The sequence below is a fragment of the Kitasatospora sp. NPDC048662 genome (genome assembly GCF_055587065.1).
In genome coordinates this window covers 481,924-505,514 of sequence record NZ_JBVJHA010000004.1, presented here as the reverse complement: position 1 = coordinate 505,514, position 23,591 = coordinate 481,924, and the positions used below count along the sequence as shown (strand labels likewise).

At 73.9% G+C, this 23,591-nt stretch carries 17 protein-coding genes and 1 pseudogene; 6 read left to right on the top strand and 12 right to left on the bottom strand.

The window, feature by feature from the left end; all coding sequences use genetic code 11:
• Window positions 1-316: 316 nt before the first annotated feature.
• Window positions 317-952 carry a GPP34 family phosphoprotein gene (locus ACZ6R9_RS15510; protein WP_465538520.1) on the top strand — a complete coding sequence of 212 codons (636 nt, stop codon included), beginning with the start codon at window positions 317-319 and terminating at the stop codon, window positions 950-952.
• A gap of 104 nt (window positions 953-1,056) precedes the next feature.
• Here the strand turns inward: ACZ6R9_RS15510 and ACZ6R9_RS15505 are convergent.
• A pseudogene (locus ACZ6R9_RS15505) lies at window positions 1,057-2,609 on the bottom strand (alpha/beta hydrolase family protein).
• 828 nt (window positions 2,610-3,437) lie between these two features.
• On the opposite strand from ACZ6R9_RS15505, the gene ACZ6R9_RS15500 reads away from it, so the two are divergent.
• Entirely contained in the window at window positions 3,438-3,965 is a 528-nt protein-coding gene (locus ACZ6R9_RS15500; protein ID WP_465538519.1) for a hypothetical protein, read from the top strand.
• Between the two features lie 42 nt (window positions 3,966-4,007).
• On the opposite strand, the gene ACZ6R9_RS15495 is transcribed toward ACZ6R9_RS15500, so the two are convergent.
• The 4 genes from ACZ6R9_RS15495 to ACZ6R9_RS15480 all read right to left on the bottom strand — a co-directional run bounded on the left by ACZ6R9_RS15495 (window position 4,008) and on the right by ACZ6R9_RS15480 (window position 7,603).
• Entirely contained in the window at window positions 4,008-4,679 is a 672-nt protein-coding gene (locus tag ACZ6R9_RS15495) for a response regulator transcription factor (protein ID WP_380477914.1), read from the bottom strand.
• Window positions 4,664-5,932, bottom strand: coding sequence for a sensor histidine kinase (locus ACZ6R9_RS15490; protein WP_465538518.1), 1,269 nt, complete (start codon window positions 5,930-5,932; stop codon window positions 4,664-4,666). Before ACZ6R9_RS15490 ends, ACZ6R9_RS15495 begins: the two co-directional genes overlap by 16 nt.
• A gap of 278 nt (window positions 5,933-6,210) precedes the next feature.
• Complete coding sequence (locus ACZ6R9_RS15485) at window positions 6,211-6,738, bottom strand: hypothetical protein (RefSeq protein ID WP_380477916.1); 528 nt, start codon at window positions 6,736-6,738, stop codon at window positions 6,211-6,213.
• Between the two features lie 82 nt (window positions 6,739-6,820).
• A complete protein-coding gene (locus ACZ6R9_RS15480; RefSeq protein ID WP_380477917.1) occupies window positions 6,821-7,603 on the bottom strand; it encodes a DeoR/GlpR family DNA-binding transcription regulator in 783 nt (260 codons plus the stop codon).
• Window positions 7,604-7,741: 138 nt separating this feature from the next.
• Between ACZ6R9_RS15480 and galK the strand changes: the two genes are divergently transcribed.
• Entirely contained in the window at window positions 7,742-8,911 is a 1,170-nt protein-coding gene (galK, locus tag ACZ6R9_RS15475; protein WP_465538517.1) for a galactokinase, read from the top strand.
• A gap of 83 nt (window positions 8,912-8,994) precedes the next feature.
• On the opposite strand, the gene galT is transcribed toward galK, so the two are convergent.
• A complete protein-coding gene (gene galT / locus ACZ6R9_RS15470) occupies window positions 8,995-10,077 on the bottom strand; it encodes a galactose-1-phosphate uridylyltransferase (protein ID WP_465538516.1) in 1,083 nt (360 codons plus the stop codon).
• Window positions 10,078-10,251: 174 nt separating this feature from the next.
• Here galT and ACZ6R9_RS15465 point away from each other — a divergent pair, with 174 nt between their 5' ends.
• The gene (locus ACZ6R9_RS15465; protein WP_465538515.1) at window positions 10,252-11,163 is read left to right on the top strand and encodes an SCO4651 family lipoprotein; all 912 of its coding nucleotides are present in this window, start codon (window positions 10,252-10,254) and stop codon (window positions 11,161-11,163) included.
• Between the two features lie 57 nt (window positions 11,164-11,220).
• Here ACZ6R9_RS15465 and ACZ6R9_RS15460 read toward each other — a convergent pair whose 3' ends face one another.
• Complete coding sequence (locus ACZ6R9_RS15460; protein ID WP_380477921.1) at window positions 11,221-11,610, bottom strand: DUF5997 family protein; 390 nt, start codon at window positions 11,608-11,610, stop codon at window positions 11,221-11,223.
• A gap of 58 nt (window positions 11,611-11,668) precedes the next feature.
• Between ACZ6R9_RS15460 and ACZ6R9_RS15455 the strand changes: the two genes are divergently transcribed.
• The gene (locus ACZ6R9_RS15455) at window positions 11,669-12,454 is read left to right on the top strand and encodes a LysR family substrate-binding domain-containing protein (protein ID WP_380477922.1); all 786 of its coding nucleotides are present in this window, start codon (window positions 11,669-11,671) and stop codon (window positions 12,452-12,454) included.
• Window positions 12,455-12,556: 102 nt separating this feature from the next.
• On the top strand, window positions 12,557-14,200 hold the full coding sequence (gene pgm / locus ACZ6R9_RS15450; RefSeq protein ID WP_465538514.1) for a phosphoglucomutase (alpha-D-glucose-1,6-bisphosphate-dependent): 1,644 nt from the start codon (window positions 12,557-12,559) through the stop codon (window positions 14,198-14,200).
• Window positions 14,201-14,258: 58 nt separating this feature from the next.
• Here pgm and ACZ6R9_RS15445 read toward each other — a convergent pair whose 3' ends face one another.
• The 5 genes from ACZ6R9_RS15445 to ACZ6R9_RS15425 form a co-directional block, all read right to left on the bottom strand.
• Window positions 14,259-17,180: a hypothetical protein gene (locus ACZ6R9_RS15445; protein ID WP_465538513.1), complete on the bottom strand. Its 2,922-nt coding sequence runs from the start codon at window positions 17,178-17,180 to the stop codon at window positions 14,259-14,261.
• On the bottom strand, window positions 17,180-19,048 hold the full coding sequence (locus ACZ6R9_RS15440) for an HSP90 family protein (protein WP_465538512.1): 1,869 nt from the start codon (window positions 19,046-19,048) through the stop codon (window positions 17,180-17,182). Before ACZ6R9_RS15440 ends, ACZ6R9_RS15445 begins: the two co-directional genes overlap by 1 nt.
• A 119-nt stretch (window positions 19,049-19,167) precedes the next feature.
• Window positions 19,168-20,139 (bottom strand): hypothetical protein, encoded by a 972-nt coding sequence (locus ACZ6R9_RS15435; RefSeq protein ID WP_465538511.1) that lies wholly within the window; start codon window positions 20,137-20,139, stop codon window positions 19,168-19,170.
• Window positions 20,140-20,269: 130 nt separating this feature from the next.
• The gene (locus tag ACZ6R9_RS15430; RefSeq protein ID WP_465538510.1) at window positions 20,270-21,649 is read right to left on the bottom strand and encodes an NAD(P)/FAD-dependent oxidoreductase; all 1,380 of its coding nucleotides are present in this window, start codon (window positions 21,647-21,649) and stop codon (window positions 20,270-20,272) included.
• Window positions 21,650-21,940: 291 nt separating this feature from the next.
• Window positions 21,941-23,581: an amidohydrolase gene (locus ACZ6R9_RS15425; RefSeq protein WP_465538509.1), complete on the bottom strand. Its 1,641-nt coding sequence runs from the start codon at window positions 23,579-23,581 to the stop codon at window positions 21,941-21,943.
• Window positions 23,582-23,591 lie beyond the last annotated feature (10 nt).

Sequence of the window (23,591 nt, the reverse complement as noted above, 5' to 3'; positions counted from 1 at the left end):
AGAGCCCGGTCGCATGTGACTCGGCGTTGCGCTCTATGGCAGCGGGGTCGCGATACGGGCTGGGTCAGACTGGGCGAGGGTAGCTGTCCCGTGGGGTGCACCGCTCGTGCCCTGTTCCCAGCCCCGCCCGGTCTTCGCCGGCGGCCCGAGTGTAGGCGCCCCGGACGATATCGCCGGGTTCCTGATGTCCGCGGGCACTCGCAACACGGTTGTCCTGCACCCGACGATGCCCGCGGCCTTCGGCGGCGCCGACGAGGCAGACTGGCAGCAGCCACCGCTCACCGCCGCCACCGACCCTCCGAAGGTTGGGCCACCGATGGACACCACACCGCAGGACCTGCTGGTCGTCGCCCTGGAGGCAGGGGCCGGCCCTCCCCCGGAACAAGGCGAACTGTCACTCGCACTCGCCGGCGCCGAGCTGATCGATCTGCTCGACGCCGGGGCAGTCCAACTGGACGGCACCCAGATCCTGCCCGCCGGCCCGGCGCCCGCCACGGAGGCGCTGCTGGCCGAGGCCGCAGCGGCGGTCATCCGACAGCCGCCGTTCGAATCGGTCGAGGACTGGCTGTGGCGCCGGGGCCGAGGGCTCGCGGCCGCCTACGCGACCGCGCTCGGCACACCGCCCAGCATCCGCCGCCCCCGCCTCCACCGGATACACGGAGCACAGGAAGCGCCCCAGGCGAAGCCCGGTGACCCCGCACCGCCCGAGTCCGCCGGACGCCGTGCGGCGATCGACCGCTGGATGTCGCGCGAGCCCGTGCTCACCACCCTGGCAGCGGCCGCCGGCATCGCGGCACTGTCGCCGGGCGCGCAGCCCGACATCACCGACGACGACTTGGCGGCAGTCCTCGCCACGGTCAACGACGCGGTCCGGGAACTGGACGCCGTACGCCGGCGTCGCGCCATCGAGAAGGCAGCGTTCGACAACATCTGGCGTGGCGCGGTCGGCTGAACACGAACCGGGCAGGCCGGCCGCCGGCGCTCCCGACCACCCGCGCCCCGGCCCCGCCCCGGCCACGCCGAGGCCGGACGGTGGGCCGGTGGCGGCGCAGCCGGTCAGCGGGGGGCGTCCGGGCGGTGGACGCTGAGGCTGCCGTAGGCCGACAGCGCGCCGGCCAGGTCGCCGGGCGCGTGCCGCAGCGTGGCGTCCAGGAAGGCGAGCGTGGTCGCGGCGACGACGCGGGGGCTCCCGGTGCGGCCGAGGGAGCCGACGATCGAGGGCACTGGCGGCAGGTACAGCGGGCCGTCCATGAAGGTGAGGTGGGCGGCGCCGGGGACGGTGAGCCGGTAGCTCGTCGCGGTGTTGGATGCGAGGGCCTCGGTGAGGCGGGGCAGGTATCGCGGGTCGGTGCTCGGGGTGACGGCCTGGGTGAGTGCGAGCACCGGCTGGTGGAGGGCCGGGGAGGCGGGGCCGTGGGGGTAGCCGTCCAGGTCGATGACGGCGGCGAACCGGGGGTCCTGCCGGGCTGCCTGCAGGGCGGCGGCACCGCCCATGGAGTGGCCGGTCCCCACGGCCCGGCCGGTGTCCAGACGTCCGGCCAGCGGGTCGCGTCCGGTCGACGGGTCACTTCCGGTCGACGGGTCACTTCCGACGAGCGGGGCGGCGATCGCGCCGCGGTCCAGGCCCTCCAGCTGGGTGAGGACGAAGCCGAGGTCGGCGGCCCTGACGGCCGTCCAGCCGGCCGCGAGCTCCTCGTCCGCGTCCCGGTCGCCGGTGGATGCGGTCGCGGCGCGGATGGTCCGGCCGTCGTCCAGGACGACCGCCGCGGAGTCGTACGGGTGGTCGAGGCCGGCCACCACGTAGCCATGGCTGGCCAGTTCCTCCGCCCAGGCGGTGTTCTGGGTGCGCACCCCGCCCGCTCCGGGAGAGAACAGCACGACAGGGAACCGTTCCCCCCCGCCGGCCACCGGGGCGTTGAAGACCGCGTGGGTGCGGGCCTGCGGTACGCCGTCGACCAGGAAGCCGGGCAGGCCGACGGCACCGGCCAGGGCATCGGAGACGGTGCGCGCCTCCTGCTCCGTGCGTCCGAGGTACTGGGCCCGCTGCGCGCCCGCGGGGCTCTTCCGCGCGGGGTACCAGAGCTGGACCACGACCGTGCGCCGGTCGTCCGGGTCGGCGGTGAAGGTCTCGGGGCGGTTCGGGTCGGTCCACTGCATCACCCGGGTGCCGACGGCGAAGGAGCCCGATGGCTCGGGGAACACGGGCACGGGAAACGCCCAGGCGGCCACCGCCCGGCGGCGATCAGGCCGAGGCAGGCCACCGACCCCGGCAACGCCAGCCACCACCGCGCCCGCCACGCCCGTCGGCCGGGACGCCGCCGGAGCGTTCGGAGCAGCGGGGAGAGGGCGAACAGCAGCGCGACGGCACCACCCGCCAGCACCGGCAGCACCTGCCAACGGATCCCCGCCACACCCAGCACGATCACGGACAGCACGAACACCGCCCCCGCCGCGATCGTGACGCGCGGACGGGCAGCAGGGGGAAGCCAGCGCGCCACCAGCAGCGCGACGGCGCCCAGCACGACAAGGAACTCCGGAAGGGACATGGACAGTCCCGCGATTGTCTCGGTCACCCCGCCATCCTCGAAGCGGCGCACACGGCGGCACATCGGCCCGCCGTCTCCGGCGCATGCCACCCCAGTCGCAAACGGACACCCCGAAAGGGAGGGCGCTGTGCGACCGCAGAAGGTACCCGGGCTCCTCCTGCGGTCGTACTCCGGCGCGGTGTCCTCCGACGGCGGACGGACGTGCGCCGCCGCCCCCGCCACCTACCGTGGCAGGACGGATCACGGCAAGGGGGGACCCAGGGGGCCGTGGGTCCTGTCCCCTGGCGGCCGGCTCCGGCCGTACGCGGCGGCGGCCCCGGCCCGCGGACCCGGACCGCCACGGCGCCGCACCGGCAAGGGACATCGACAGGGACGTGACGATGACGGAGGCTGCCGCAGGGCACGACAATGCCCACCCGGTACGCCACCGGGACCGCGCACAGCAGGCGACGACAACCGGGCTGCCGACCACGGCCCCCGACCCCGCCACCGCCACCGCCGCCGGGCGGGCGACGGGGCCGGCGGAACCGACACAAGCCGCCCGGCGCTACGGCCGGCGGCTGCCGCCCGCCGTACGGCGCGCTCTGCCGCCCACGCCGCTCCTGCTGATACCCCTGCTCCTGCTCCATGTCGCGGCCACGCGCGCGCCGCACGAGCTCTCGGCGGGCATCGGCAGCGGTGCGTGGCCACCGTCGGTGCCGGTAGCGCAGCCAGGCGTGCAGCAGTGTGGTCGTGGTGTCATCGAGGTGGACGATGTGGCGGCCGTGCGCGCGGCGGATCAGATTCTGTCGGCGGGCGAGCAGAACGTCGGAGAGGGTGAGGTTGCGCAGGTCGGTGCCGTTGGTTGCGTGGAGGGCGGCCAGGGCTATGACCAGGCGGTCGGCGGGGCGAGTGCTGGTTCAAGGAGCCCGGCGAGCCGGTCGGGGGCCAGAGTGGCGGGCAGCAGTTCACTACCAGGCCACCCTGGCCAACGCCGCAGCGCTGGACGGCGACAGGCCCACCGCCACCCGCTCCCTGGCCGCCTCGCAGACAGCCATCGAGCGCGCGACCGGCGCCCCCGGCGACTCGTGGGCCTCGCACTACAGCATCGGCCGCTGGGCGCACGAGGCCGGCATGATCCTGGCCCGGCTCGGCGACTCGGCGAGCGCACAGGACCAGCTCCACCACGCGCTCGACATCCACGGCCTCGACCGACGCCGCACCCGCGCCATCGTCCTGGCCGACCTCGGAGCCGTCCGGCTCCGCCAGGATGACGTGGACGGCGCCATCGCTTCCTCGAACGACTTCCTCGACTGCGCGGACGGCATCCGCTCGATCAAGATCCAAGACGCCGTCCACGACATGCGAGCCCGCCTCTACCGGCTCCGGGATGCGCGCGGAGTCGAGGAGCTGGACGAACGAGCAGCCGCCCTCGAATGACCGGCACGCAGGTGAGCCGGGTGCTGGAGCGGTCGGAGGGCGTCAGGCCGGGTCGGCCGCCGCGTGGTCGCGGTAGGCGAGGACGGCGAGGACGCGGCGGTTGCCGTCGGTGGGGTTGAGGTCGAGTTTGGTGAAGATGTTGCCTGCGTGTTTGACCACGGAGGCTTCGGTGACGGTGAGGCGGTGGGCGATGGTCTGGTTGTTGAAGCCTTCGGCCATCAGGGCGAGGACTTCGTGTTCGCGGGGGGTGAGGCGGCGCAGGGGGTCGTCGGCGGTGCGGTGGGCGAGCAGGATGCGGACGACTTCGGGGTCGATGACGGTTTGGCCGGCGGCGACGCGTTCGAGGGCGTCGGTGAAGTCGGCGACGTCCATGACGCGGTCCTTGAGCAGGTAGCCGAGGCCGCCCCGGTCGGCGGTGGCCGCGCCGAGCAGGCGGGTCGCGTAGGCGGTGGCGACGTACTGGGAGAGCACCAGGACGGGGAGGCCGGGGTGGCGTTCGCGCAGGTGGAGTGCGGCGCGCAGGCCCTCGTCGCGGTGTTCGGGGGGCATTCGGACGTCGGTGACGACCACGTCGGGGCGGTCCTCCTCGACGGCCCGGATCAGCTGTTCGGCGTCGCCGACGGAGGCGGTGACCTGGTGGCCGAGCCGGGTGAGGAGTTCGACCAGGCCGGCCCGGAGCAGGACGGCGTCCTCGGCGATCACGATCCGGAGCACGGGACCTCCAGGCGCAGGCGGGTCGGCCCTCCGGTGGGGCTGGTCACGGTGAGGCGTCCTCTCAGGATGGCCACCCGGTCGGCGAGGCCCTGCAGGCCGGCGCCGGTGGCGGGGTCGGCACCGCCGCGGCCGTTGTCGGTGACGGTCAGCACCAGGGTGTCACCGTCGAGCGCGCCGTGGACGGTGATCTCGTCGGCGTCGCTGTGCTTGGCGGCGTTGGTGAGCGCCTCGGTGACGGTGAAGTACGCGGCGCTCTCCACCGGCCCGGGCAGCCGGTACGGCAGGTCCAGATCGACCAGCACCGGTACCGGGTGGCGCAGCGCCAACTCGGCGACGGCGGCCGGGAGTCCGTGGTCGGTGAGCACCTGCGGGTGGATGCCCCGGACCAGGGTGCGGAGCTGGTCGAGGGCGAGCCGCGCCTCGCCGCGGGCCCGGGTGACGAGCGCGGCGGCGGGGCTGTCCTGGCCGCGCAGTTCGAGTTCGGCGAGGCCCAACGTCATGCCGAGGGCGACGAGTTGCTGCTGCGCGCCGTCGTGCAGGTCACGTTCGATGCGGCGCCGCTCGGCCTCGAAGGCGTCCGCCAACCGGGCCCGGGAGCGGGTGAGTTCGACCACCTGCGCGCCGAGGTCCTCGTCGCGGACGGTCAACAGCAGCCGGGCGAGCCTGACTTGCGCACCGGCCACCAGCGCACCGCTGTACGCCGCGATCACCAGGCCGAGCAGGCCGACGCCGCTCGCCGCGAGCCCGTCGAGCGGACCGGACACCGCACGTCCGGGCAGCAGCATGACGGTGTCCGGGCTGACCACCCAGATGAACACCGGCGCGGACAGCAGGAGCAGGCCGAATCCGATTCCCGCCGCGAACACCAGGCCGACGGCGGTGAACACCGTCGACTGCAGGGCGGTGTAGCCGAGTTCGCGCCACGTGGCCCGCTCGCGCAGCCGGGTGCGGATCCATCGCCGGGTCACCGTCCGGTGCGGATCGGCGAGTTGAACGGGCTCGACCAGGCGCAGGCGGTGGCGTTCCAGCGCCCCGACCGGCACCCCGAGAACGGCTGTCGCGGCGAGGATCACCAGCCCGACCCCGAGCCCCGACAGGGCGACGCCCGCCAGCACGCCGACGGCCAGCACCAGCAGCACCAGTACGCCCTGCACCGCGCCGCTCACCAGCAACGCCCAGGCCCGCCAGGGCCATCCGGACACCAGGAACCGCAGCGGCCGCCGCCGCACGGCCGCCCACACCGCGATGTCCATCCGCCCACCGCCCCCTTTCGTGCTCGGGCATGCCGCAAGCGGTCGGTCCTCGCCCGCCGGCGCCTCCCGCAGCGCGGTCTCCGGCTGCCGGAGGGCGGGCCGGTGCGTGAGGCGGGACGGGCGGCCGGCTGCTGCGAGGTCGCCGCGGCGCCGGGCGTTGCCGGCGGCGGCTGTCGAGGCCCGTGCCCAGTATTGGATCACGGCCCGCCGCCGCCCCGGCCCCCGGGTCCGCACGTCCGTCCGCCCGTTGGCCGCGCGCTCGGGCGTGCCGTCCGCGGTCAGTCCTCGCCCGCCAGCGCCTCCTTCAGCACGGCCGCCGGCTGGTGGAAGGCGGGCCAGTGCGTGATGCGGGAGAGGCGGTCGACCGCCCGGGCGAGCCACTCCGGGTCGCCGAGGAGCTGGGCGTTGCCCGCGGCGACGGTCGAGGTCATCAACTCGACGGTCAGCAGCACCTCTTGGGCGGGGTAATAGTGCGGGTGCCGGTCGAAGGTCAGCTTGCGGTCCTCGTACGGGTGGCGGAGGGTCAGGTAGAGGTAGCCGATGCCGGGCCGCTTGGAGGGCCACAGGCTGTCGAGCCCGAAGCCGGCCTCGAACCTGCTTCCTCGCGCGAAGCGCCCGATGTGGATGCCGATCCCGTCCATCACGCTGGACCAGCGGATCAGCTCGCCCTCGATGTCACCGGTGTGCGGCACCATGCCGTCCGCCCGGAGCTCCACCCAGCGGCCACTCAGCAGCGTGGAGTCCCCCACTGCCCAGCGTCCGTCGAGAACTTCCAGCGGCCCGTAGTACTTTCGTTCGTCCCCCATGGCAACGATTTGATCACCCGGGTCTGCGGAGCGGAAGCCCCCGCCGCGTCGGAGCGTCAACTGCCGGTGCCCTTGGGGCTGCTCAGACGATCACGAGTTCGCCGCAGGATTCGGTGAGGGCGGTGCGGGCGTCCGCCGGGATCTCGTGGTCGGTGATGAAGCAGTCGAGGTCGGTGAGGGCGGCGAAGCTGCTGAGGCCGACGATGCCCCATTTGGTGTGGTCGGCGACGGCGACGGTGCGGTGGGCGGAGGCGATGAGGGCGCGGTTGGTCTGGGCCTCGGCGAGGTTGGGGGTGGTGAGGCCGGCGTGTTCGCTGACGCCGTGGGCGCCGATGATGAGGAGGTCGACGTGCAGGGAGCGGATCGCCTGGTCGGCGAGCGGGCCGACCAGCGCGGCGGAGCGGGTGGGGGCGCCGCCGGTGAGCAGGAGGTCGGGGCCGTCCTCGGCGGTGTGGGTGCGCAGGAGTTCGGCGACGGGGAGGGAGTTGGTGACGACGGTGAGGCCGGGGACGTCGAGCAGGCGGGCGGCGACGGCGTAGGTGGTGGTGCCGGCCGAGATGGCGACCACGCTGCCGGGCCGGACCTGGGCGGCGGCGGCTTCGGCGAGCGCGGCCTTGGTGTCGGTCTCCAGCCCGGACTTGGCCTCGAAGGCCGGTTCCTCCGCCGTGGCGGTGCGGGCGACGGCGCCGCCGTAGACCTTGCGGACGGCGCCGGTGCGGGCAAGGGCGTCGAGGTCGCGGCGGACGGTCATGTCGGAGACGCCGAGCCGGTCGACCAGTTCGGCGACCTTGACGGCTCCGTTCCGGCGTACCTGGTCGAGGATCAGCGCCCGTCGCTGGGCGGCGAGCAGTGCGCCGTCGGTCACTCGGTCCTCCGCCGGGGTGTTGGGGAGCCGCCAGCATAGTCGACGGGTTCGACACTGTTCGGCTCTGGTGCTGTGTGTTTGAATGTGTTGAGTATCGCCGAGTATCCCCTATGTCGTGATCACCCGCTGGAGTGCCCGATGACCACCGACGCCGCCGCCACCAGCGCAACCGACGCCACCGAAGCCTTCGCCGCCGCCTACGGTGACGCCCCCGACGGCGTGTGGGCCGCGCCCGGCCGGATCAATGTGATCGGTGAACACACCGACTACAACGAGGGGTTCGTGCTGCCGGCGGCGCTCCCGCACACCACCCGGGTCGCGGCCCGGCGCCGTACCGACGGCCGGATCCGGCTGACCAGCGTGCAGGGCGACGGGAAGGTCACCGAGCTGGCCCTCGACGGGCTCGCGCCGGGCGCGGTGCCGGGCTGGGCGGCGTACCCGGCGGGCGTGTTCTGGGCGCTGGCGCAGGCCGGTCACCCGGTGGGCGGCGCGGACCTGGCGTTCACCTCGGACGTGCCGACCGGCGCGGGCCTGTCCTCCTCGGCCGCGCTGGAGTGCGCCACGGCGATCGCCCTGGACGAGCTGTTCGGTCTCGGCCTGGACGCCCCGGCCCGGGCGCTGCTCGCGCAGCGCGCCGAGAACGACTTCGTGGGTGTGCCGTGCGGCGCGCTCGACCAGATGGCGTCCAGTTGCTGCGTCGCCGGGCACGCGTTCTTTCTGGACACCCGCACGCTGACCGGCCGCCAGGTGCCGCTCGACCTGCCCGCCGTGGGCCTGTCGCTGCTGGTGATCGACACCCGGGTCAAGCACGACCTGGGGGACGGCGCGTACGCCGCGCTGCGGGCGGGCTGCGAGCGGGCGGCCGAGCTGCTGGGCGTGCGGGCACTGCGCGACCTCGGCATCGAGGAGCTGGCGGCGGCCGAGGAGAAGCTGCCGGCCGAACTGCGGCCGCTGGTGCGGCACGTGGTGACGGAGGACCAGCGGGTGCTGGACACCATCCGGCTGCTGGACGCGGGCGAGCCGCAGGCGCTCGGCCCGGTGCTGACCGCCGGGCACGCCTCACTGCGCGACGATTACCGGGTGTCCTGCCCGGAGACCGACCTGGCGGTGTCCGCCGCGAACGCGGCCGGCGCGCTGGGCGCCCGGATGATGGGCGGCGGCTTCGGCGGTTCGGTGCTGGCCCTGGTCGACACCGACCGGCTGGGCGCCGTCGAGCGGGCCGTGTGCGCCGCGTTCGCCGAGGCCGGGTTCGCCGCCCCGTACGTGTTCCCGGCCGTTCCCTCGCAGGGTGCCCACCGCATCAAGTAGGCAGGGAAGCACGGAGCCCCGCCCCTTCCCTGGGCGGGGCTTCGCGCTGAGGAACGCTGAGGAACGCCGAGGAACCCCGGTGGCTACAGCTCGCGCAGCGTGCGGGCGGCGGTCTCGGGGCGGATGTCGTTCATGAACGCGCCCATGCCGGACTCGGTGCCGGCCAGGTACTTGAGCTTGCCGGCCGTCCGTCGGATGGTGAACAGCTCCAGGTGCAGGGCGAGTTCGGCCTCGGCGGGGCGCGGCGCCTGGTGCCAGGCGGCGATGTAGGGGGCCGGCTCGGGGAACAGCCGGTCGAAGCGGCGCAGCAGGTCGAGGTGGAGCCGGGGGAACTCGGCGCGGGCCGGCTCGTCGAGTTGGGTGAGGTCGGCGACCCGGCGGTTGGGGTACAGGTGCACCTCGTAGGGCCAGCGGGCGGCGAACGGGACGAACGCCGTCCAGTGCTCGCCGGCCAGCACCACCCGGGAGTCGGGGTGGCCGAGGGTGGCCCGTTCGGCGGCGAGGACGTCGTCGTACAGGTTGCGGCCGGTGGCCCGCTGGTGGTCGGTGACCTTGGCGAGGGCCTGCGTGGTGCGGGGCGTGGTGAACGGGAGGGCGTAGATCTGGCCGTGCGGGTGGCCGAGGGTGACGCCGATGTCCGCGCCGCGGTTCTCGAAGCAGTAGACCTGGCGGACGTCGGGGCGGGTGTGCAGTTCGGCGGTGCGGTCGGTCCAGGTGTCCAGGACCAGGCGGGCCTGCCGCTCCGTCAGGTCGGCGAAGGACGCGCCGTGGTCGGGGGTGAAGCACACCACCTCGCACCGTCCGGTGCCGGGCGTGAGCGTGTACGGCCCGTCCGACCAGGGGGTGACGAGTTCGGCGGAGGAGCCGGCCAGCGACGGGAAGCGGTTCTCGAACACCGCCACCTGGTAGTCCGCGGCGGGGACTTCGCTGAGCCGGCCGTCCCGCGAGGGGCACAGCGGGCACTCGTCGGCCGGCGGGTGGTAGGTGCGGCCCTGTCGGTGTGCGGCGATGGTGACCGCGTCGCCGGTGAACGGGTCGATGCGGACCTCGGAGGCACTGGCCGCCGGGGCCGGCGGCCGTGCGTCGACCGCGTCGCGCACGGCGGGCTCGGTGTCGTAGTAGATCAGTTCGCGGCCGTCGGCCAGCTTGGTCACCGTCTTGTGCACGGCGGCGCTCCCTCGAGGTTCGAGCATCACATCAAACATCTTCGAACATGAAGCACCGCAATGCAACATTCGTGGGCGGCCGGGAGACCCACTGCGGGCCTGTCTGTGCCGTCCGCTAGAGTCCGCCCGAACGAATGGGAACGGCATGGGACCGTTTCCAGGGGGAGAACCAGAATGTTCAGGACCGGACGTACCTTCCTCGCCGCCACCGCCGTCGTGCTCGCACTGACCGCGACCGGCTGCGGAAACAAGGACGCCGACGGCAACACCGTCAACAAGGCCGGCAACTCCGCCGACAAGGGCGCCTCCTCGGCCCCCGAGCTGGCGCCCGCCGCAGCGCTCGCGCTGGTGGGCGAGAAGACCACCGCGGCCAAGTCCGCGAAGTCCGAGGTCACCATGCAGGTCGGCACCGGCAAGGCCACCACCGTGAAGGGCGCGATCTCCTGGGAGCACGGCCTCCAGGGTGAGCTGGCCGGCACCATGGGCGGGCAGATGGCCCAGAACCTCGCCAAGGCCGGCAGCGACGGCACCTTCACCGCGCGCTACCTCAGCGACGCCATGTACATCAACATGGGCTCGGCGATGGCCGCTCAGCTCGGCGGCGCCCACTGGATCAAGTACAACTACGCGGACCTCGCCCGGCTGATGGGCGCGGCCGGCGACAGCCTCAAGAGCCAGTTGCAGAGCTCCGACCCGGTCGCCTCGGTACGGGCCCTGATCGCCTCCGGAAAGGTCGGCAAGGCCGGGACGGAGAGCCTGAACGGCGTGCAGGTCACCAAGTACACCGGTGACCTCTCGGCGTCCGAGATCGCTCAGGGCACCACCAAGGGGCTCACCCAGGAGCAGGTGGACGCGCTCCAGAAGCAGTTCGCCGCCGCCGGGATCACCAGCGATCACATCGAGGTCTGGGTCACCGGTGACAACCTGCTGGTGAAGAAGGTCGAGCAGATGCAGAGCAAGGCCGGTCAGATCACGACCACGGCGACCTACTCCGACTACGGCACCGCGGTCACGGCCACCGCCCCGAGCGAGAGCGACACGGTGGACTTCACCAAGCTCGTGGCGGGCGCCAAGAGCGGGAGCTGACACAGCACGCGCGGGGCGGTCCGACCGCCCCGCGCGTGACTGCCGTCGATGTCGGGATTACTTCTTCTTCGGCGCCGGCTTGTCCTTGATCCGCTGCGCCTCCTTGCGGACCTCGGCCTGGATGGTGCGCTCGCGCTGCAGCCAGTCGGGGTTCTCCTCGCGGAGGGCGTTGATCTGCTCGGTGGTGAGCGCCTCGGTGATCCCGGCCCGGTTGAGGCCGGTGACGGAGATGCCGAGGCGGGCGGCGACCACCTGGCGCGGGTGCGGGCCGTTGCGGCGCAGGTCGGCGAGCCACTGCGGCGGGGTGGCCTGCATGGCGTTGAGCTCGTCGCGGGTGACGACGCCCGCCTGGAACTCGGCGGGGGTCGCCGCCAGGTAGATCCCCAGCTTCTTGGCCGCAGTCGCGGGCTTCATGGTCTGGGAGCTCTTGGGCTTGGGCGTAGTCATGGTCCAAGGGTATAGGGAGTGCGCACCTGCCCAGGTCACGGTGGGTAGCCTGGACGGTGTGACCGAGATCGAGCAGCCTTCCTCTTCCTTCCGCCTGGTGTACGTGCCCGGGGTGACGCCGACCAAGTGGCTGCGGGTGTGGGGTGAGCGGCTGCCCGACGTCCCGCTGGAACTGGTGCAGTCCACGCCCGTCGCCGGGCACGAGCTGCTGCTGTCGGGCGGCGCGGACGCGGGCCTGGTGCGGCTGCCGGTGGACCGGACGGTGCTGAGCGCGATCCCGCTGTACACCGAGACCACCGTGGTGGTGTTCCCGAAGGACCACTGGCTGGCCGCCGCCGAGGAGGTGTCGGTCGCGGACCTCGCGGAGGAGATCGTCTTCCACCCGCAGGACGACGTGCTGGAGTGGCCGCAGGGGCTGCCGGGCCGCCCGGCGTTCGAGCGTCCCGCGAGCACCGCCGACGCGATCGAGCTGGTGGCGGCGAACGTCGGCGTGCTGGCGGTGCCGCAGTCGCTGGCCCGGCTGCACCACCGGCGTGACCTGACCTACCGCGTGCTGGCGGACGTCCCGCAGTCGCAGGTGGCGCTGGCCTGGCCGGAGGCGGCGACCACCGACCTGGTCGAGGAGTTCATCGGCATCGTGCGCGGCCGCACCGCGAACAGCTCCCGGGGGCGCGCCGCCACCGAGCCCGCGAAGAAGCAGCCCGCAGCGGGCAAGCCCGCCGCCAAGCCTGCCAAGTCGCAGGCGCAGCCCGGCAGTCGGCAGCAGAAGCCCCGGCCGGGGCAGCGTGCCGGCGCGCCCCGGAAGGGCCAGCAGGGGCAGGCGAAGCGGGGCCGCAAGCGCTGATTCCCCGTCAGGTGTGCTGGCGCGTTCCCGCAGTTGGCGCGGTGTGGCCCGCATGATGGTCGGCGGGCATCCTTGCCGTACCGACCGAGGAGAGAATCCACCATGGTGCACGCACGGGCCGGGCAGCCGGCGCAGCCGCAGGACCTGATCGACGTTCCCCGCCTGGTGACGGCCTATTACGCGCTGCATCCGGACCCGGCGGAAGTCGGGCAGCGGGTGGCGTTCGGCACCTCGGGCCACCGGGGTTCCTCGGTGCGGACGGCGTTCAACGAGGACCACATCGCGGCGACGGCGCAGGCGATCTGCGACTACCGGGCCGAACAGGGCACCATGGGGCCGCTGTTCCTCGGCGTCGACACCCACGCGCTGTCCGAGCCGGCCCGGGTCACCACGCTGGAGGTGCTGGCGGCGAACGGCGTGACGGTGCTGCTCGACACGGCGGACGGCTACACCCCGACGCCCGCCGTCTCGCACGCGATCCTCGCGCACAACCGCGCCCGCCCGTCCGCCGCGGCGGACGGCATCGTGGTGACGCCCTCGCACAATCCGCCCGGCGACGGCGGGTTCAAGTACAACCCGCCGCACGGCGGCCCGGCCGATTCGACCGCCACCGGCTGGATCGAGCGCCGCGCCAACGAGTTGCTCGCCTCCGGGCTGAAGGAGGTCCAACGGGTGCCGTACGCGCGGGCGTTGGCGGCCGACACCACCGGGCGTCACGACTTCCTGGGCGCGTACGTGGACGACCTGCCCGCCGTCCTCGACCTGGACGCGGTGCGGGCGGCGGGGGTGCGGATCGGCGCGGACCCGCTGGGCGGCGCGTCCGTCGCGTACTGGGGGCGGATCGCCGAGACGCACCGGCTCGACCTGACGGTGGTCAACCCGTTGACCGATCCGACCTGGCGGTTCATGACGCTGGACTGGGACGGGAAGATCCGGATGGACTGCTCCTCCCCGTACGCGATGGCCTCGTTGATCGACAGGCGGGACGCGTTCACGCTGGCCACCGGCAACGACGCGGACGCCGACCGGCACGGCATCGTCACCCCGGACGGCGGGTTGATGAACCCGAACCACTACCTGGCCGTCGCCATCGACTACCTGTACCGGCACCGCGAGGGCTGGCCGGTGGCGGCCGCGGTCGGCAAGACGCTGGTGTCCTCCTCGATGATCGACCGGGTGGCCGGCGCGCTCGGCCGGGAGCTGCTCGAAGTCCCGGTCGGCTTCAAGTGGTTCGTGGACGGGCTGCTGAACGGGACGGTGGCGTTCGGCGGTGAGGAGTCGGCCGGGGCGTCGTTCCTGCGCCGCGACGGCTCCCCGTGGAGCACCGACAAGGACGGCATCCTGCTGGCCCTGCTGGCCTCCGAGATCACCGCCGTCACCGGCCGCACCCCCTCCGCGCTCCACCGCGAGCTCACCGCCCGGCACGGCGACCCGGTCTACGCCCGGGTGGACGCCCCTGCCGACCGCGCGCAGAAGGCCGCCCTGGCCGCGCTCGACGCCTCCCGGGTCACCGCCGACACGCTGGCCGGCGAGCCGATCAGCGCCGTCCTCACGCACGCCCCGGGCAACGGAGCGGCGATCGGCGGCCTGAAGGTCTGCACCCACAACGCCTGGTTCGCGGCCCGCCCGTCCGGCACCGAGGAGGTGTACAAGATCTACGCGGAGAGCTTCCTCGGCGCCGAGCACCTGGCGCGGGTCCAGGACGAGGCCCGCACCCTGGTGGCCGAGGTGCTGGCGAAGCCCTGACCGACGGACAAGGCCGACGGCCCGCCGGGTGCTCCCGGCGGGCCGTCCGTGCGCCTCGTCAGTGCTGGCGGCGCAGGTGGGTGTGCAGGCCCTCCAGGACTTCGGCGGCCTGCGGTTCGCCGATCTCGCGGCACCAGGCGCCGGCCGCCTCCAGCCGGGTCAGCGCGTCCTGGGTGCGGTCCAGGCGGGTGCCCTCGATCAGGGCCGCGTAGCGGATCGATTCGGCGCGGGCGAGCCGGGCCTCGGGGCCGGCGGCGCCGAACGCCTCGATCGCCAGTTCCATCTCGGCGAGGGCCTCCTCGGGGCGCCGGAGGCCGACCAGGGTGCGGGCGCGGGTGTCGTGCAGGGTGCCTTCGGGGCTGTCGCTGCACAGTGCGGGGCCGTCCCGCCGGGCGGCTTCGACCAGTTCGGCGGCCTCGGCGAGCCGGGCGAAGGCCTCGTCCTGGCCGTCCGGGCCGCGCGTGTCGACGGTGAGCCGGGCGAGGCGCAGCAGCATGTCGAAGACGGCGTCGGCCTGAGGTGCGGTGCGGTGGCTGTCGAGGGCACGCTGCCGGGCGAGGTCGGCGGCGGGCCACTGGCCGGTGCGGGCCAGGGCGACGGTGGCCTCGCAGGCGGCCACGGTGTGCACCTCACGGTCGTCGTCCCGGTCGGCGGCGAGTTCGGCGACGTGCAGGAACTCCTCTGCGGAGGCCCGGTGTTCGTCGAGTTCGCGCAGGGTGCGGGCGAGGTTGAGCCGGATGTGCATCTGCTCGCGGACGTCGAGGTCGGCGAAGCCGGGCTCCAGGCGGACGGCTTCCAGGACGGCGGCGGCGTCGGCGAACCGGCCGGCCGCGGCCAGCACCTGGCCGAGCCGGCCGCGGGCGGAGGCGGCTTCGTCGGCCTGCCCGGCGTGGTCGAGGCGGGCGGCGGCCTCGGTGAGGGCGCGGGCGGCGGAGTCGTATGCGCCGCGGGCGAGGTGCACCCGGGCCAGCAGGAGCTGCACCCGGGCCGGGACGGCGGAGCGGTCGCCGTACTGGGCGGCGAGCTTCAACCCATGGTGGGCGAGTTCCTCGGCGCGCTCCAACTCCTCGGCGTCCAGCGCGAGTTCGGCCTGCCAGCCGTGGATGCCGACCAGCTTCCACGGGACGTCCGCGGCCTCGGCCCGGAGCCCGGCCTGCCGGATCAGCTCGGCGCTCTCCTCCTTGCGGCCGGTCAGGAAGTAGGCGCGGGCGAGGAGTTGGTGGGCGCTGATCTCGGTCAGCGCGTCGCCCTGCCGGACGGCCTCCTCGCGCAGGCGGGCGACGGCGGCCTCGGAGCGGGTGAGGTCGCGCTGCTCGGGGCCGTCGGCGTCGTGCTGGTGGGTGTCCGGCAGGTCCTGGCGGATGGTGAGGACGGCCCTGGCGTGCAGCACGGTGGTCAGGGCGTCCTCGGCCCGGGTGGCCCCGGCCTCGACGAGTTCGCGGACCCGCTGCTCGATCCGGTCGAGTTCCGCCGCGGTGTCGGCGTCGGTGTCGGCACCGGCGTCGGCGTCCGGTGTGGGCAGGGACGCCGCCAGTGCGCGGCAGCCGAGGGCCTGGGCGGGGCGGTCGGCCTGCTCGAAGTGCTCGGCGGCCTCGGTGAGGTGGGCGGCCAGTTCGCCGTCGCGCAGGCCGTCGCGGCGGGCGCGCTGTTCGGCGAGCTCGGCGCGCAGCAGGACGAGCGGCCCGAGCTCGGGGTCGTCCGGGTGCTGGTAGTCCTCGGCGGTGGCGAGGGCCTCGATGCGCCGCCACAGCGCGACCGCCTCGGGGTGCCGCTGCTCGTGCAACTCGCGGGCGCGGGCGACGAGTTCGGCCAGCGTCTCGGTGGCGGCGGGGGTGCTCCGCGCGGGCTGCGCCGGGGCGGGCGCGGGCGCGGGGGTGGCGGCGCGCAGGCCGAGGGCGAGCGGTTCGGCGAACAGCGGGGCGCGGCCGAGGCGTTCGCGGCGGGCGTCGCCGACGGCGGTGGTGCCGTGGCGGGCGTCGAAGCGGGCAGCGAGCGCCTCGCCCTCGGTGCCGAGCTCGGCGAGCAGCGCGGCGGCGGTCCAGCTGGTGCCGGGCGGGCCGGCCACCGGCAGGTCGCCGTGGCCGGTGGCGGCGAGCCGGGCGAGCAACAGCTGGGCGCCGGTGAGGAAGTGCAGCCGGGCCAGCGGGTCGCCATGCTGGCCGAACAGGTCGCGGTTGTCGGCGAGGATCTCCAGGCCGCGCGGTTCGTTGCCGGTGAGGGCGCAGAACTCCAGGTGCAGGCCGATCTCCTCGGCGGCGCGGGAGCGGCCGCGGGCCCACCGGTAGCCGGCCAGGTGGGCGGAGCGGGCCTCGTCGGCGCGGCCGGCCCGCAGCAGCGGCAGCAGCACGTGGGCGCGGCTGACGTGCGGCTCCTCGGCGCAGGAGTGTTCGCCGTCGAGCACCGGCTGCCAGATCGTCAGCGCCCGCGCGTCCTCGCCGAGGCGGACGAAGTGCCGTGCCTGGGCGCGCAGTTCGCAGGCCTTGCAGTCGCTGAACGCGGAGCGCGGGCGGGCCGCCCACAGCTCGAAGGCGTTCTCGGCCCCCTCGCCGGCGAGCGCGGCGAGGTGGTACTGCTCGCCGTAGTAGGGCTGTAGGTCGTGGCCGGCGGTGCGGTAGTGCTCGCGCAGTTCGCCGTGCCAGCGGCGGACCGCCTCCAGCGGAACCTCGGGGACGCTGCGCAGGGCGTTCGCGACCCACTTGTAGCGCCAGTCGGTGGCGCGTTCGGCCCAGCCGTCGAAACCTTCGGGGTGCTTCTTGCGCAGGGTGACGATCCGGGCGAAGACCACCGGGAGCTTTCGCCGTTCGGCGTCGTTCTCGTAGGCCTCCATCAGGTCGAGGAGGGCGTAGGCGAGCAGCTCGGGGTCGTCGAACTGCTCGGCGGCGTCGACGAGTTCCTCGGCGGTGACGGTGCGCTGCCGGCCGTACGGCTGTTCGTCGTTGGCGCGCAGGGCGGCGCGGACGGCGTCGATGGTGTCGAGCATCACGGCTCCCGGTGCGGCGTGGTGGGCTCGTGGCCGAGCATGGCGTGGTCGAGCAGGGCGAGGAACGAGCGGTTGAGCAGGGCGGATTCGCTGGCCTTGAGCGGGCGCCGGGTGAGCAGCAGGGCCTGGCCGTACAGCGCTTCCACGGTGGTGGTGGCGAGTTCGCGGTGCCGGATCGCGGCAGCGCGCCGGACGAGTGGGTTGAGGTGGTTCAGGACGAGTTGGGCGCGCGGCGCGGAGCTGCCCAGCGAGCCGAGGATGTCGGCCCACAACCCGTCGGCCTGGTCGGCGAGTTGGGTGCGGGTGCGTTCGTGCCGGGCTTCCCGGTCGTCGAGCAGCAGGGCGGGGGCGCTGCTGGGGTGGAAGGTGCGCAGCGCGACGTCGCAGTCGAACCGGCCGAGGACTTCGCGGGCGGTGGCGAGGAACGCGGCGGCGGCGAGTTCGGTGGCCGCATCGACGTTGTCGAGGTGCGCGGTGACGGTGGCCGGGTCGAGGTCGGCGACGGTGGTGCCGGTGCGGATCTCGGGCAGCCGGTGCACCAGGTCGCGGTCATAGGTGTAGCCGCCGTTGACCACGCCGAGGCCGGCGGCACCGGCGATCGGGGCGACCTGGCGGAACTCCTCGACGGTGCGGGTGACCAGGATGACGGGGTGGGCGCGGGCGAACTCGTCGAGGGTGACGTTGCCGTCGGTGGTCTCGAACGGCAGCCAGGGCAGCAGCATCCGCAGCAGTTGGTCGTCGTGCCGGGCCAGCGACTTGACGGCCAGGTGGTGCACGGACAGGAAGCGGTGCAGCAGCGCCGGGTCGCTGGCGGACAGGCCGGTCAGCCAGTCGCGGATCCGCAGCCCGAGTGCCTCGCGGACGGCGGCGAGGGTCTCGTCGGCGTACAGCGCCTCGCGGGAGGCGGTGGGGCGCAGCCGTTCCGCGTCTACCACGCAGCGCACGAAGAACGCCCACTCGGGGAGCAGTTCGTCGGCCTGGTCGGAGAGCAGCATGCCCTTGAGGTGGACCCGGTGCCCGGCGCGGCGGGACGGCGGGACGGCCTCGGGCAGCACGTAGGCGACGCCGCTGAGGCCGACCAGCGGCAGGTCGAGGTCGATGGTGTCGAGCGGGGTGAAGTCGAAGGTGTCGCGGCAGTGCGCGGTGAGCGCCTCGCGGCGGGCGGCCGGGGTGTCGTGGCGGCGGGCCCAGGGCGCGGGGGTCTCGCTGATCCGCGTGCTGCGGCCGGCCGCGTCCAGCACCGTCACCTGGTGGCGCAGCAGGCTGCCGTAGTGCCGGGCGAGTTCGGTGACCCGCCGGGTGGACGTCCATTCCTCGGCGTCGGCCCGGGGGGTGAGGGTGACGGTGGTGCCGGGCTCGGGGCGGGCGTCGGCGGGCAGCGTGGTGATGGTGTAGCGGCCGTCGGAGCGGCCGCGCCACTCGATCACCGGGGCGTCGGGGGTGCGGGCGGAGCGGGTGCGGACGGTGATCTCGTCGGCGACCACGAAGCAGGCCAGCAGGCCGATGCCGAACTGGCCGATGAACTCCTGGCGGGCGTCGGCGAGTTGGCCGGCGTCCAGGGCGCCGTCCGGGGTGCGCTTGGAGCTGCGGCCGATGGTGGCGAGGAAGGTGTGCACGTCGGCCTCGGTGAGGCCGACGCCGGTGTCGGCCACCGAGAACTCCTCGCCGGTGGTGACGGTGATCGTGGCCGGCGCGGTCGCGTCGAGCTGCTGCCGGGCGGTGATCGCGTCGACCGCGTTCTGCAGCAGCTCGCGCAGGTAGACCCGCGGGCTGGAGTACAGGTGGTGGGAGAGCAGGTCGACCAGTCCGCGCAGGTCCACCTGGAAGGTGTGCGCGTTGGGGTCGTTCGGGGTCACCTTCGAGGTCACCGGGCGGGTCCTTCGCTTCGGAGGTCGGTGCGGGTCGCAGCTACGGCCGGACGGCGGGCCGTGCGGGGCACGGCTGCGGCTGGACGGAGGTCGGTACGGGGCACGGCGGTGGCCGGGCGTCAGGCGCACGCGGCGCGGATGCGGCGGAAGGTGTCCACCGGGTCGCCGCCGAGGTAGTTCCAGGGGTCTTCGCAGACGGCGTCGCCGATCTCCTGGAAGATCAGGTTCGCGGCGTGCGGCTGCCCGGCCAGGTAGAAGGCCAGCGCGAAGGTGTTGTGGGCCTGCGGCCAGTTCCGGCGGCGCAGGTGGTCGGGGTGCCGGATCGAGCGGTCGGCGGCCTCGTGGAGCTGCGCCCGGACCGGGTCCCGGTCCATGTAGGACGCGTCCTCGCCGGAGGGCAGGGCGAGCCAGTGCTCGATGTGGGCGAGGGCGACGAGCTCGCCGAGCGGGCTGCCCTCGGGGGCGGCGAGCATCGAGGCGCGGGCGAAGGAGTGCATCTGCTCGTGCGAGCCGCTCCACTTCTCGCACAGCTGCTGCAGCCGCTGGCGGTGCGAGGCCGGGTGGCCGGGGCTGCGGCGCAGCGCCGCGTCGAAGCGGTACCGGGCGGCGGCCCGGTCGATGGAGGCGCCGCGGCCGCTCATCTGCAGGAAGAGCCAGGGGCCGAGCAGCTCCGGGTCGAGTTCGGCGGCCTTGAACAGCAGTTCCTCGCCGGCCTCCAGGCGTTCGTGGAAGGTCCGCCACTGCTCCTCGCTGACGTACTGTGCGCGGGCGCCGGTGCGCGCCTCCCAGCCCCAGTGGATGTGCCGGGCCCCGTACGCGAGCAGGGTCACCGGGTCCTCGGGGTCGGCTTCGAGGGCGGTGCCGAGCCAGCTCTCGCTGCCGGTGTGGTCGGCGAGGTGGCTGATCATCAGGGCCAGGTCGTCCTGGTCGAGGGCGCGGTCGAGGACGGCGCGGACGCCGGGCCAGTCCCCGGCGGCGGCACGCTCCCGCAGCAGTGTCAGCTCGGGGTCGCCGTGGGCCGGGTCGATGGTGAGGCCCGGCGCACCGCCGCCCGCGTTCCGGCGGCGCGTCAGCCGCGCGAACAGTCCCATGCCCGGTTCCCCTCGAAGAGTGCTGTGTGTCCACGTGGGCGGCCTTCTGCTGCCCTCGGACGGATGTTCATATCACGTCCGTGCGACAGGTATGCGAATCTTTCCCGGGATCCGGACCGGGGGCCTGGGCTCAGGCTCGCCCGCTGATCCGGTCGGCGAGGGTGGCGAGCGGGGAGGTGCGGGCGTGCTCGTGCCGGTCGGCGTGGCGGTAGACGGCGTAGAGCGCGTGCACACCGAGCCAGCGCAGCGGTTCGGGCTCCCAGCGGCGGACCCGGTGGCCGACCCAGGGCAGCTCGGTGAGCTCGGTCCGCCCGCCCTTGCCGAGGTGGCGCAGCGTCAGGTCGCGCAAGGTGCGGCCGGCCAGGTTGGTGGTGGCGACGCCGCTGCCGACGTAGCCTCCGGCGAAGCCGACTCCGGTGGCGCGGTCGAGGTCTACGGTGGCGCACCAGTCGCGCGGGACGCCGAGCACGCCGGACCAGGCGTGGTCGATCCGGGCCTCGGCCGCGGCGGGGAACATCTTCCGGAGAATCTCCCGGAGTTGGGCCACCGTGCCGTCGGGGGTGGTGCCATCCTGGTCGATCCGCGAGCCGTACCGGTACGGGTAGCCGCGGCCGCCGAGCGCGATCCGGTCGTCGGCGGTGCGCTGCGCGTACATGTAGGCGTGCGCCTCGTCGCCGAGGACCTCGCGGCCCTCCCATCCGATCGCGTCCCACACCTCGGCCGGCAGCGGCTCGGTGGCGATCATCGAGGAGTTCATCGGCAGCCAACTGCGCTTCTGGCCCGCCAGGTTGGCGGTGAATCCCTCCGTGCAGCGGAGCACCACCCGGGCCTTGACGCCGCCCTGCGCGGTGGAGACCCGACCGGGGGCGATCGCGGTGACGGGCGTCGCCTCGTAGATCCTCACGCCCGCCCGTTCGACGGCCGCGGCCAGCCCGACCACCAGCTTCGCCGGGTGCACCCGCGCCCCGTTCGGCGTCCAGGTCGCTCCCAACACGCCCGGCACGTACAGCCGTTCGGCCGCCTGCGCGGCGTTCAGCAGCTCCACCTGGTCCGCACCGAACGCCTGCTCGTGCGCGAACCTCTCTTTCAGCCGGGCCAGTTGGGCGGGCGAGGTGGCGATCTCCAGCACCCCGCCCCGGTGCGCGTCGCACTCAATGCCTTCCGCGGCAGCGGCCCGCAGGGTCTCCGACACCGTCTCGTTCATGGCGAGTTGGAGCCGTCGCGCCGCGTCCTCCCCGTGCGACCGGGCGTACCGGCCGCGCCCCGCGATCCCGTTGTACAGCCATCCGCCGTTGCGTCCGGACGCCCCGTATCCGCAGAACTCCTTTTCCAGTAGCACCACTTCGAGCTCGGGCGCCGCCTGCTTCAGGTAGTGCGCGGCCCACAGCCCGGTGTATCCGCCACCGACCACACAGACGTCCGCCGTCACCTCCCCCATCAGCCCGGCCCGCCGCTCGGGCAGCCCGGTCGCCGCGTACCAGAACGAGACGCCGCCATTGACGGTGGTCATGTCCACCCGCTCCACCCTTCTTTGAACCACGCCCCTCGATGTGCAGGGACGCTATGTGCGCCGCCCCGCCCCGGGCAACGGGCACCGTGTCAGGCCGACCGGGCCCGGCCTGACACGCTGCCCGGCCGGTGCGGCACACGCGTCCGGGCCCCGGGTACTGGCCGCCCTCGCCGAACGCGTCGAGTCGGCGGCCCCGAGCACGCCGCGGCCCGGACCGGCCGAGGGCGGGAGGTGGCTCTGATCGTCCACTACCGCTCGACGACCGGTCCGGGCCCGGCGGCCGACGGCGGCCTATTCCGCGGTGAAGACCTCGCGGCCGCCCACGTAGGTGCGCAGGACGCGGGTTTCGGCGATCTCCTCGGCGGGGGCGGCGAACGGGTCGCGGTCCAGGACGACCAGGTCGGCGAGGTGGCCGGGGCGGAGGATGCCGGTGGTGTCGAGGTGGTTGAGGTGGGCGGTGCCGGCGGTGTAGGCGGCCAGCGCGGTGGCCAGGTCCAGGCGCTGGTCGGCGAGGAAGACCGGGGTGTCGGGGTCGGCGCCGGGTTCACGGCGGTTGACGGCGACGTGCAGACCGTCGAGCGGGACGGAGCTGGAGACCGGCCAGTCGCTGCCCGCGGCAAGGGTCGCGCCGGAGCGCAGCAGGTCGCCGAACGGGTACTGCCAGGCGGCGCGTTCGGGGCCGAGGAAGGGGATGGTGAGTTCGTCCATCTGGGGTTCGTGGGCGGCCCACAGCGGCTGGATGTTGGCGATCGCGCCGAGCTCGGCGAACCGGGGCACGTCCTCGGGGTGGACGAGTTGCAGGTGGGCCAGGTGGTGGCGGTTGCCGCGCCGGCCGTTCGCGGCGATCGCGGCCTCGACGGCGTCCAGCGCCTCCCGGACGGCGCGGTCGCCGAGGGCGTGGAAGTGCACCTGGAAGTCGAGCGCGTCCAGTGCGGTGACGTGCTCGCGCAGCGCGATCGGGTCGACGAAGCTCAGGCCGCTGTTGCCGGTGGCGCAGCCGCAGGCGTCCAGGTACGGGCTGGTGAGGGCGGCGGTGAAGTTCTCCGCGATGCCGTCCTGCATGATCTTCACGGCCCCGGCGCGGAACCGTCCGTGGCTCAACTTCTCGCGCCGGGCGACGAGTTCGGGGATCTGTTCGGCGCCGCGCTCGCGGTCCCACCAGAGCGCGCCGACCACCCGGGCGGTCAGCGTGCCGTCCTGCGCGGCGGTGAGGTAGGCGTCGGACGGGTCGTCGTTGCCGCCGAACGCGCCGAGCAGGGCGTCCTGCCAGGCGGTGATGCCGAGCGAGTGCAGCATCCGCTGGGCACGCAGCAGGGCGGCCAGGCGGTCGGCGGCGGTGGCCTGCGGGGCGTGCCGGCCGACCAGGCCGACGGCGCCTTCCTGGAGCATGCCGCTCGGGGTGCCGTCGGCCTCCCGCTCGATCCGGCCGTCGGCCGGGTCCGGGGTGTGCCGGTCGAGCCCGGCGATCTCCAGCGCACGGGAGTTGGCCCAGGCCCCGTGGTGGTCACGGTTGGACAGCAGCACCGGCCGGTCCGGCACCACCCGGTCGAGCAGTTGCCGGGTCGGCAGTCCGCCGTCGAAGCTCTCCAGCGACCAGCCGCCGCCGGTGATCCACTCCCGCTCGGGGTGGGCGGCCGCGTACTCGCCGATCCGCTGCAGGTATTCCTCGACGGTGACGGTGCCGGTGAGGTCGCAGGAGGCCATTTCGAGGCCGCCGTAGACCGCGTGGATGTGCGCGTCCTGGAAGCCGGCGATCAGCAACTTGCCCTGCAGATCGACGACTTCGGTGCGCGGCCCGATCAGCTCCCGGACTTCGTCGTGGCCGACGGCGGTGATCTGCTCGCCGCTGACGGCCAGCGCGCTGGCCCGGGTGCGGGCGGCGTCGCCGGTGTGGATCGGGCCTCCGGTGAAGACCAGGTCGGCGTGGTTCATGCGGGAATCT

What these genes read in the sequence shown, in the direction of transcription:
- ACZ6R9_RS15510 (WP_465538520.1), top strand. Translation starts at nt 317, where the DNA reads ATGGACACCACACCGCAGGACCTGCTGGTCGTCGCCCTGGAGGCAGGG.
- ACZ6R9_RS15490 (WP_465538518.1), bottom strand. Translation starts at nt 5,932, where the DNA reads ATGGACATCGCGGTGTGGGCGGCCGTGCGGCGGCGGCCGCTGCGGTTC.
- ACZ6R9_RS15485 (WP_380477916.1), bottom strand. Translation starts at nt 6,738, where the DNA reads ATGGGGGACGAACGAAAGTACTACGGGCCGCTGGAAGTTCTCGACGGA.
- galK (WP_465538517.1), top strand. Translation starts at nt 7,742, where the DNA reads ATGACCACCGACGCCGCCGCCACCAGCGCAACCGACGCCACCGAAGCC.
- ACZ6R9_RS15465 (WP_465538515.1), top strand. Translation starts at nt 10,252, where the DNA reads ATGTTCAGGACCGGACGTACCTTCCTCGCCGCCACCGCCGTCGTGCTC.
- ACZ6R9_RS15460 (WP_380477921.1), bottom strand. Translation starts at nt 11,610, where the DNA reads ATGACTACGCCCAAGCCCAAGAGCTCCCAGACCATGAAGCCCGCGACT.
- pgm (WP_465538514.1), top strand. Translation starts at nt 12,557, where the DNA reads ATGGTGCACGCACGGGCCGGGCAGCCGGCGCAGCCGCAGGACCTGATC.
- ACZ6R9_RS15445 (WP_465538513.1), bottom strand. Translation starts at nt 17,180, where the DNA reads ATGCTCGACACCATCGACGCCGTCCGCGCCGCCCTGCGCGCCAACGAC.
- ACZ6R9_RS15435 (WP_465538511.1), bottom strand. Translation starts at nt 20,139, where the DNA reads ATGGGACTGTTCGCGCGGCTGACGCGCCGCCGGAACGCGGGCGGCGGT.
- ACZ6R9_RS15430 (WP_465538510.1), bottom strand. Translation starts at nt 21,649, where the DNA reads ATGACCACCGTCAATGGCGGCGTCTCGTTCTGGTACGCGGCGACCGGG.
- ACZ6R9_RS15425 (WP_465538509.1), bottom strand. Translation starts at nt 23,581, where the DNA reads ATGAACCACGCCGACCTGGTCTTCACCGGAGGCCCGATCCACACCGGC.